Source organism: Streptomyces sp. NPDC054863 (genome assembly GCF_053610825.1).
This window is the reverse complement of record NZ_JBSGZD010000079.1, coordinates 1-9,490: the sequence shown is the minus strand read 5'-3', so window position 1 is coordinate 9,490 and position 9,490 is coordinate 1. Positions and strand designations below refer to the sequence as shown.

Sequence of the window (9,490 nt, the reverse complement as noted above, 5' to 3'; positions counted from 1 at the left end):
CACCCCACTTGCCCCACCCGTACCACCAGCCCCGAAGGCACCACATGAACTCACGGAAGCTATGGTCAACGCCACATCCTGACATGGTGGTTGATGGAGGATCAGTGCAGCTCAGCAGTCGCGTTCGTCGGGAGAGCACCTGATGACGGAGAGGACTTCGCGACTCCCCCGGTGGCTCGGCCGCCGTACCTCGACAGCAGCGGCCCCGGCGGCGGTCCCTGACCCGGCCACACACGCCGGATCGGCTCCGTACACCGTCCTGGAGGAGGACGGTGAAAGGTATCTGCTGCGCTCATCGGCCGACCGTCGCACCTCGGTCGCCGAGCTGGCCCGCGCACTGCCCGCCGAGCCCGGACGGCCGGTGGTCGTCGTCGACGTGGCCGCCGAGGCGGCCGGGAACCTGGGCGAGGAGCTGGGTTCGCTGATCGCCCGGCTGAGCAGCGACACGGCGTGCCTGGCCGCACGTCTGGTGATGTCGGGCGCGGCGGCTCCGGCCGCCGGGCGCACCCCGCTCGCCCAACGGCTTTCGGATGCGTGGGACTTGGAGCTCGAAGCGCCGGACGCGGCGGCCGTCCTCGTGCCGGGCGGCGGCCTGTACGTCACCGAACCGGCCACCCGGGCGGGCGGCTGGTGGCGGTTCGCTCCCGGCACCGAACCCGAGGCGCTGGGCGCACGCATACCCGCGCCGCGCTGGCAGCGGGCACTGGCCCGGGTGCCACTCGGTGAGGTGGGTGGCTGCACCGTGCAGCAGATCCCGGCGGGCCTGCTGCTGCGGCCTGCCGGAACACCCGCGCCGCGCCCGGGGGAGCTGGCGTTCGCGCTGTCCGTACATCCTGAACGGCTGACGGTGCTGGTGAGTTCCGCAGGAATGGAGCAGGAGGCCCTGGCCGAGGATCTGGCGACGCTGCTCGCGGGGCTGCCCGCCGAGCAGCGCCGGTCGGTTCGGCTCGCGCCCGGTGACGGGCACGATCTGCTGCCCGTCGCAGCGGCCGTGGCCGATCTGCTGGGTACGGAGGTGGAAGTGTGCACGGGACTGCCTCTTGCCCTGCCCGGTGCGGCGCCGGGTTCCCCCGGTGAGGGCGGGGTGTCGCACTCCGAGGTCGTACGGCTGAACTCACCAGGGGGCGAGTGCACTTGGCCCGCCCTGCTGACCGCCGTGGTGTGTGCGCCTGCCGAGCTCGACGGTCACCGCCCCGCCCCACGGCCGGCACACTGGCGGCTGCCGGAATCCGTGGGCAGCCCGGCGCCCGAACCCGGCACGCTGCTGATGCCGGAAGGGGCGTACGTGGTCGCGGTGCGGGCGGGGCTGTGGGTGGGCGGCTCGGCCGTACCGCCGGACGAGGTCCGCGAGCGGCCCGCCGAGGCGAGGGCGGCTCGTATCGAGGTCGAGGAGACGGGCCAGGACGACAGGGCCCGGGGCCGACTGCTGAAGTCGCTCGCCGCGCTGCTGCCTGAACTGGACGGGCAGGTACGGGAATACGCGGAGCTCACCGCGCCGGCCGGAGCGAGCCCCGAGACCCTGGGCGCGCTGCGCCGTTTCGCCGTACGGAACGAACTGACGTTCGCGGCGGGCACCCGTGCGACGGGGGCCCACTCACCGGCGGAAACGGCAGGTTCGGCGGAGGCAGAACCCACCCTCACCCTCCCACCCGCACCCGCACCCGCACCCGCACCCGCACCCGGCACGACAGCCGAAACCGGCGCGTCCAAGGCTCCCGGGATGTCTGAGGCGCCCGAGGCACCCACCCTGCCAGGAATGCCCGGCGGCTCGCTGGGCGCACCCGTCAGGCCCGGCGCGCTCGCTTCGATGTCCTCGACGGGGGCCCCGGAGAGGACAGCCTCATCGGCCCACGCCGAGGCCACTGTCCCGGCCGTCAAGGCTGCCACGGCCGCCACAGGTGGGACGGAGTCCAGCGCGCTCCCACTCGCCCCCTCCGCCTCATCCACCACCCCTCAAGCCACCCCTCCGGCCACCCCTCCGCCCACCTCAGCACCAGCTCCGGCGACACAGACCCCTGCGGCCAGGAAGGCCCCGGCGTCCTCCGCTTCCGGGGCACGGCCCGCCGCGTCACGTCGTACCGTCGCGACTCCGGGTACTGCCGGCGCCACCGGCTTCAGCAGCGACGGCGACCGTGCCGCGTTCCGGAAGCTGGCGTCGACGGTCTGGGAGGAGCACACCGGGCCGGTGAACCAGGCACTCATCCGGCTGCCCGCGCTGCGCGGTCCTGGCGAGGCCGCCGCGCGGGCCGACCTGATCGCCGTACACCTCTATCTGGCGTCGCCCCCGGACGGCCGCTTCGGAGCGCTCGCGCTCGCCGCCGAGTCGGCCGGGGCGAGCGAAACAGGTCCGGGGGGCGGCGAACTGGCCGCGTACGCCGCCTGTCTCGCTTCCGGACTGCGCAGGCTGCCCGCACTGCGGGGCACACTGATGCGGGCCGTACCGGGGCCGGAGATCGCGGAGGACGTTCTTCCGGGAGCGTTCCTGTACTGCGACGCTCCGCTCGACGTCGTGCACCTGGAGCAGAAGGGTGCGCCGCTGCCGACGGACGAGCACGTCCGGTACGTCATCCGGCCCATGACCGCACGCCGGACGTCGACCCTGGCGGGTCCGGGCGGCAACAGTGCCACGGCGCTCTTCGCGGCAGGGAGCGAATTCTGCGTACTGGCCAGGCACGAGGCGGACGGGGAGCTGCCGGCCCGGGTACTCCTGGCCGAAGTACCGCCCGGGACGGCGGAGTTCAGGGCGCCGTCCGACGATGCGGTCGCCCGGTTGGATGCGGCGGCCTGCCGCAATGGTGCGGCGCCGCGCACACCGTGGCCCGCGCGCTGCACCGGGCCCTTCCCTTCCCTGCCGATCAATCCGGCCAGCAGCACCCACGGCTGAGCTCGCCCCGTCTCACTCCCTTTCCTACGTCCTGCTCCCCTTCCCCCTCTTCCCCACCTGCTCTCCAGAGAGGTTCCGTCATGGCAACCAGCGAGTCGGCTTCGGCCGGAGCGACGTCCGGTACCCCCAGCTCATCGGTCCCCCGCGCGACAGAACTGGCGGCACTCGCCGAGGAGCCGTCCGCCGGCCTCTTCCCGGAGAAGTCCGGACCGGAAAAGTCCGGACCGGAAAAGGCAACGCCGGAGAAGACTGCGGCCAAGCAGAAGCCCGTCAAGGGCCGGAAGGCCGCAGCGACATCCGCGACGGCGCCCGCCGCCACCGCCACCGCCGCAGTCCCCACTTCCTCCTCCCCCACCACCTCCGCCACCACTGCGTCCGAGGGGAGCGGGGAATCCGGCAAGGAGGCCACGGCGAAGCCCGAGGGGAGCAAGGCTGCGCCCGAGACCGGGACGGGGACCGAAGCGAAGAAGGCGTCCGGCGAGAAGACCGAGGCCGCCGCGGGGACCGCCACCTCCCCCACCACGGCCCTCGCTGCATCCGCCGCCACCTCCACTTCCACCGGCCGGACCGCCACGGCGACCATCCCCCGCCGCCCCTCCGGTCTCCCCCTCGGCCGACCGGGCAAGCCGATGATCGCCGCGGCGTTGGCCGGCGGGCTGCTGCTGGTCGGTGTGCCGTTCCTGATCTCCGGTCTCTCCGGGTCGGACGACAAGACCGGTCCGGTCTCCGCCGAGGCCCCCCAAGGCAGCCGGATGAACCCGGACGGCACGGGCCCCGGCCTCGTTCCCGGGCAGCAGAACGCACCCGGCGAAAACGTCCCCGGCACCGCCAACGCCAAGCCGGGAGGGAACACGGCAGAGCGCAGCACCGGCCAGGGCGGCGGTCTGCACGAGGGCGGCGGGTCCTCCACCGGAACGGGCATCGAAGCCAAGACCGGTCCCGGCACCACCCCTGCGGAAAAGGGCACCGAGCCCGTCCCGGCCGAGAAGAACGGCCGGCCCGCCCCGGGCACTCCGGTCCAGCCGGGCGTCCCGGCCGGTCAAGACGGTGCGGACAAGCCCGCCGACAGCACGAAGACGAACGCCCGGAAACCCGCCCCGGCCACGTACAACCACCTCGTAGGCCCCGGCTGCGACACTCCCGGTTTCGCCACGTCGGATCAGTACCGCGACAGCAACAAGGGCTGGCGCGGCAGCAGGGGCAGCCAGACCGCTTACGGGTGCAGCGGCTTCTACTACAGCCTCCCCCTGTCCAACAGCACCTCGAAGTCCAACGGCGTCTTCGCCCAGTGGAAGTTCTCCACCGGCTCGGTGGAGACGGGGAAGTGCGCCGTCTCCGTCTACGTCCCGAACGTCAAGGACATCAGTTACGTCGGCGGCAACCCGGCCCACTACACCGTTCACCGCGCCTTCGTCCCCAAGTCGAGCACCAAGGTCGGCACCTTCGAGATCAACCAGACGGCCCACCTGGGCCAGTGGGTGTCGGCGGGCACCTTTCCCATGAGCGCGGGCAAGATCTCGATAGTTCTCGACAACCGCGGCAAGACCTCGGGCAACCGGCACGCGGCTGCTGCTCCGGTGAAGGTCAGCTGCACGGCCGCATAACGGCTGCCCGGGAGCCTGTCGCCGTCCACCCGTGTCCGAACCGTTCGACGCCACGCTGCGAAGTCGGCCCCGCAGCGTGGCGTCTTCGGGGCCGACGAGCCCGACCGGTCGCATACGGGGTGCGGTCGTATGTCCTGACGGGCCGGATCGGCTGCACCCGGCAGGTGCGTGAGCGGACGCGGACGAACGCGTTCACCGGAGGTGCGGCGTCCCCGTGTCCCCGTCCCGGAGGCCGGTCAGCGGGTGCGCCCCACGGCAACGGCGGCGGGAGTGAGTTCTGCCTGGCCGAAGAGAAGGGCCCAGCCGGCGGGGAGCTGGTGGAGGATGCGGGTGATCAGGCCGGGCCCGGTGTGTGCCGTGACGGCGGCGAAGACGGAGCCGGTGTCCCAGCGCGTGGTGGCCAGGGAGGCGCCGGAGCGGGCGGCGAGGTCCTTGACGAAGGCCCATCCGGTCAGCGGCTGGATGTCGGGGATCTGCGCGGTCAGCACGCGTGCGGCCTCCAGGGGCAGGCAGCGGGCCAGGTCGACGCGTTCGTCACCGGTCAGTTGACGCCCGAGCCCCGCGAGGACCAGGCGGACGGCCTCGTCGGCCCGCTCACGGGTGGGATAGGCGCCCTCGTAGCGGACCTTGTCCAGCATCTGCTCGTACGCCGTCGAATACGACTGCTGGTGTTCAAGCGGTACGCGTGCGTCGGAGATCACTGCGGTGAATGCCTTTCACGGAGTCATGGGGGCGGTACGGCGCCCCGGTCTTGGTCAGGTGGGCTGGGGTCGGCCGAAGAGGAGGTCGTAGCCGACGGGGAGTTGGAACAGGATCTGCTCCAGCAGGTCCTCGTCCACCGTGTCGGCGACGGTGGACAGCACGGCGCTGACGTCCCAGATCGCGGTCTGCTCGGTGGCGCCCTCGATCCACGCGGCGGTCGCGCGGACGAACCGCTCCGGGGGCAGCGGCTCGGCGCTCTGCAGCGGGTTGAGCAGGATCAGGGCGAAGCCCTCCGGCAGGCGTGCCGCGAGCTGGGCGCGGACTTCACCGACCAGATGGGCGCCGAGCAGGGCCAGTACCACTCGGGCCGCACGCTCGGCTTCCCCCGCTGTCCCGTATTCACCGCGTTGCTTCACGTGGTCGAGGAACGCTTCGTGTCGCAAGGTCATCGGCCGCCGTCCCTTTCGTCGTCGGGCTGTCCACGGGGGCGCGGGGAGCGGGGAGCGGAAAGGTGGAGCTCAGGTGTCCGTCCTCCGCACCGATCCGGACCGGTGTCAGCCGGAGATCTCCTTGCGGCCGGATCCGACGCCGACGGAGATCTTGCGGGGCTTGGCGCGCTCGGCGATCGGAATGCGCAGGGTGAGCACACCGGCGTCGTAGTCGGCCTGGATGTGCTCGGTGTCCAGGGTGTCGGCGAGAACGATCTGGCGCGAGGAGACACCCAGTGGCCGCTCGGACAGCTCCACCTTCGCGTCATCGGTCGTCGCCACCGGCCCTCGCTCGGCCTTGACGGTCAGCATGTTCCGTTCGACGTCGATGTCGATCGCGTCCGCGGTCACGCCGGGGATGTCGAGGGCCACCACGTACGCATCACCCTCGCGGTAGGCGTCCATCGGCATCGCCGGTGGCTTTGACCAGGTGTCCGGGCCCCTCAGATGCCGCGCCATCCGGTCCAGCTCACGGAAGGGGTCGGTGCGCATCAACATCGTGAAACACCTCCAGCAGGTTCGGGCAGTTGCTGCCAATGCGCTGCACTGACACCGTTGTAACATGTCGTCCAATGGATGACAATGATGACGTCATCAGCCCGATGACCAATTGAGGGAGGTGCTCGTGACCGCAGCCGACCAGCCGTCCACGACCAGTACCGACGCCCACGGCCCGGCGTCCTTCCTCGCCGCCTCGGCGGCCCTTGCCGCCATGGACAACGCGCTGCGCGAGGCCCACCACGAGACCCCCGACGCCGCCGGACCGGGTCCTGAGCAGGCGTTGGCCTCCCTGTCGCTGCTGCGGCAGGTGCGTGAGGAGCTCGCCGGCTGGGAGACCGGTCTGATCGAAACCGCCCGCGACGCGGGCGCCAGTTGGGCCGACCTCGCACCCCCGCTCGGCGTCGCCAGCCGCCAAGCCGCCGAACGGCGCTATCTGCGCGGCCGCCCCGGCACCGTCGGCACCACCGGGGAGCAGCGGGTGACGGCCACCCGCCAAGCCCGGGCCGCCGAGCGCGCCACCGCCGCCTGGGCCCGCGCCCACGCCGCCGACCTGCGCCGACTCGCCGGACAGATCACCGCGCTCACCCACCTCGCACCCGAGGCGCGCTCGGCGCAGACCGCCCTGCATGCCGCCCTCGGAGCCACCGACGCCGCCGAGCTCATCTCCCCCCTGACCGGCATGCGCCCCTACCTCCATGCCCACCACACCGACCTCGTCGAATGCCTGGACACCCTTCAGGACCGGCTCAGGGCCACGGCGTCCGACGAGGCTTGACTCCCCCACCCGTAGGCAGGTGCGTTCCGGCCTGCCGCGAACCGTGCCGACGGCGAGCACTGATGCGTCCCGGCCCGAGACCCGTCCGTTCATGACGTTCCACAGAAAGGGCCCCACATGGCCAGCAGTGTCGAAACGCTGGAATTCCAGGCCGAGACCCGCCAGTTGCTCCGGCTGGTGATTCACTCGATCTACTCGAACAAGGACATCTTCCTGCGCGAGCTGATCTCGAATGCCTCCGATGCACTGGACAAACTGCGGCTGGAATCGCTGACCGACTCCGACCTCGCCGAGACCACCGACCTGCACATCTTCCTGGAGGTCGACAAGGACGCCCGCACGCTGACCGTCCGTGACAACGGGATCGGCATGAGCCGGGACGATCTCGTGGAGCTGATCGGCACGATCGCCAAGTCCGGCACCGCCGGCCTGCTGGAGAAGCTCAAGGAGTCCAAGGACGCCAGCACCGCCGAGAACCTGATCGGGCAGTTCGGCGTCGGCTTCTACTCGGCATTCATGGTCGCCGACAAGGTCACCCTGCGTACCCGGCGGGCCGGCACCGACTCCGGCACCCAGTGGGAGTCCGACGGCGAGGGCGCCTACACCCTCCAAGCCGTCGACAACCTGCCCGTGGGCACCTCGGTCACCCTGCACCTCAAGCCCGCCGACAGCGAGGACGGGCTCGCGGACTACCTCTCCGAGGGGAAGATCCGCCAGATCGTCAAGCAGTACTCCGACTTCATCCGCTGGCCCATCCGCATGGCCACCGAGCACACCGACGCCGACGGCTCCACCACCCCCGACGCCGACACCCTCAACTCGATGAAGGCCCTGTGGGCCAGGTCGCGCGCCGAGGTGACACAGGACGAGTACAACGAGTTCTACAAGCAGATCAGCCACGACTGGCTCGACCCGGCCGAGACCGTCCACATGCGCGCCGAAGGCACCTTCGAGTACGAGGCGCTGCTGTTCATCCCCTCGCAGGCGCCCTTCGACCTGTTCTCCCGTGAGACCAAGCGCGGCGTGCAGCTGTACGTCAAGCGCGTGTTCATCATGGACGACTGCGAAGCGCTCATGCCCAACTACCTGCGCTTCGTCAAGGGTGTCGTGGACGCCCACGACCTGTCGTTGAACGTCTCCCGCGAAATCCTCCAGCACGACCGCCAGATCCGCGGCGTCCGCCGGCGCCTGATCAAGAAGGTCCTCGGCGCCCTCAAGGACATGCAGTCCAAGGACGCCGAGCGCTACACGAAGGTGTGGGAGCAGTTCGGCCGGGCGCTGAAGGAGGGCCTGGTCGAGGACACGGACAACACCGAGGCCCTGCTTGGGCTGGTGTCGGCCGCCTCCACGCACGACCCGGAGAAAACCACCACGCTGCGCGAGTACGTGGGGCGGATGAAGGACGGCCAGGACACCATCTACTACCTGACCGGCGAGACCCGCGCCATGGTGGAGAACTCCCCGCACATGGAAGCCTTCGCCGCCAAGGGATACGAGGTCCTGATCCTCACCGACCCCATCGACGAGGTGTGGGCGGACCAGGTACCGGCCTTCGACGGCCACCGACTGCAGTCCATCGCCAAGGGCCAGGTCGACCTCGACGAGTCCGCCGCCGGAGACCAGGCAACCGACGCCGAGAAGGCCCAGCGCGAGCAGGACTTCGCCGCCCTGCTGCCGTGGCTGACGACCACTCTCTCCGAGCAGGTCAAGCAGGTCCGTCTCTCGTCACGCCTGACGACCTCGGCCGCGTGCATCGTCGGCGACGCCCACGACGTGACGCCGACCCTGGAGAAGATGTACCGGGCGATGGGACAGCAACTCCCCACCGTCAAGCGGATCCTGGAACTCAACCCCGCACACCCGCTCGTCGCCGCCTTGCGCACGGCACACGACGCGGACGCCAACGACCCCGCGCTGGCGGAGATCGCCGAGCTGATCTACGGCAGCGCACTGCTCGCCGACGGGGGCGATCTGCCCGACCCGGCCCGCTTCACCAGGCTGCTCACCGAGCGCCTGACACGCTCTCTGTGACCACGGGTGCGGCCCGGCACACCGAAGCGCCCGGCCGCACCCACCCCCTCGCAAGCGGATGCTCACCGACCGGTGGCTCGACGGCTTCAGCAGTCCGTGGGGCATCGGCAAGGTGTTCTGGGCCAGTGCCCAGGTACGGGGCGGAACGCGGCGGGGCGGGGACACCGTACGGAGCCCTGCGGGCGCTGTTCCGGTGGTGCGCGGCCGAAGCTCAGCGCCCGGGCGCCCCGGATGTGGGGGCGGTCGCGGTCCTGGCCGTCGTGGCGCCTGGCAAGCCGGTCACGCTCACCTGGTGCGGGGACGCCCGCGCGTACCTCCAGGACCCGGGCGCGGGGGCCTCTGTGCGGTACGGGCCGCCCTGGGCCTGGCAGCCCGGTGGGCGCCCGAGCAGGCGGACAACGCCACCGTCCTCGTCGCCGGCCTGCCCGGCAGCCGGGGGGGGTGCCCCTATGACTTTGGTCAAGGGGTTGGGGCGGGTTGGGGGTCGTAGAAGGTGCCGTCGCGG

At 71.2% G+C, this 9,490-nt stretch carries 7 protein-coding genes; 4 read left to right on the top strand and 3 right to left on the bottom strand.

Annotated features, from left to right (window positions below; translation table 11 throughout):
• Positions 1–142 precede the first annotated feature (142 nt).
• Both ACWGIG_RS16880 and ACWGIG_RS16875 read left to right on the top strand, forming a co-directional pair.
• The gene (locus ACWGIG_RS16880; protein ID WP_453322372.1) at positions 143–2,884 is read left to right on the top strand and encodes a hypothetical protein; all 2,742 of its coding nucleotides are present in this window, start codon (positions 143–145) and stop codon (positions 2,882–2,884) included.
• Positions 2,885–2,964: 80 nt separating this feature from the next.
• A complete protein-coding gene (locus ACWGIG_RS16875; RefSeq protein ID WP_453322371.1) occupies positions 2,965–4,488 on the top strand; it encodes a hypothetical protein in 1,524 nt (507 codons plus the stop codon).
• 236 nt (positions 4,489–4,724) lie between these two features.
• Here the strand turns inward: ACWGIG_RS16875 and ACWGIG_RS16870 are convergent, their stop codons facing one another.
• The 3 genes from ACWGIG_RS16870 to ACWGIG_RS16860 form a co-directional block, all read right to left on the bottom strand.
• Positions 4,725–5,189 (bottom strand): DUF2267 domain-containing protein, encoded by a 465-nt coding sequence (locus ACWGIG_RS16870; RefSeq protein ID WP_453322370.1) that lies wholly within the window; start codon positions 5,187–5,189, stop codon positions 4,725–4,727.
• 54 nt (positions 5,190–5,243) lie between these two features.
• Positions 5,244–5,639: a DUF2267 domain-containing protein gene (locus ACWGIG_RS16865; protein WP_453322369.1), complete on the bottom strand. Its 396-nt coding sequence runs from the start codon at positions 5,637–5,639 to the stop codon at positions 5,244–5,246.
• Positions 5,640–5,744: 105 nt separating this feature from the next.
• Positions 5,745–6,176, bottom strand: a complete 432-nt coding sequence (locus tag ACWGIG_RS16860) for an Hsp20/alpha crystallin family protein (RefSeq protein WP_453322368.1) — start codon at positions 6,174–6,176, stop codon at positions 5,745–5,747.
• 127 nt (positions 6,177–6,303) lie between these two features.
• Here ACWGIG_RS16860 and ACWGIG_RS16855 point away from each other — a divergent pair, with 127 nt between their 5' ends.
• A complete protein-coding gene (locus tag ACWGIG_RS16855) occupies positions 6,304–6,954 on the top strand; it encodes a type III effector protein (RefSeq protein ID WP_453322367.1) in 651 nt (216 codons plus the stop codon).
• Between the two features lie 117 nt (positions 6,955–7,071).
• On the top strand, positions 7,072–8,985 hold the full coding sequence (gene htpG, locus ACWGIG_RS16850) for a molecular chaperone HtpG (RefSeq protein WP_453322366.1): 1,914 nt from the start codon (positions 7,072–7,074) through the stop codon (positions 8,983–8,985).
• The last annotated feature ends 505 nt before the right edge of the window (positions 8,986–9,490 follow it).

Bases quoted from the DNA above. Each gene is read 5' to 3' on its own strand.
- ACWGIG_RS16880 (WP_453322372.1), top strand. From the start codon at position 143: ATGACGGAGAGGACTTCGCGACTCCCCCGGTGGCTCGGCCGCCGTACC.
- ACWGIG_RS16875 (WP_453322371.1), top strand. From the start codon at position 2,965: ATGGCAACCAGCGAGTCGGCTTCGGCCGGAGCGACGTCCGGTACCCCC.
- ACWGIG_RS16865 (WP_453322369.1), bottom strand. From the start codon at position 5,639: ATGACCTTGCGACACGAAGCGTTCCTCGACCACGTGAAGCAACGCGGT.
- ACWGIG_RS16860 (WP_453322368.1), bottom strand. From the start codon at position 6,176: ATGTTGATGCGCACCGACCCCTTCCGTGAGCTGGACCGGATGGCGCGG.
- htpG (WP_453322366.1), top strand. From the start codon at position 7,072: ATGGCCAGCAGTGTCGAAACGCTGGAATTCCAGGCCGAGACCCGCCAG.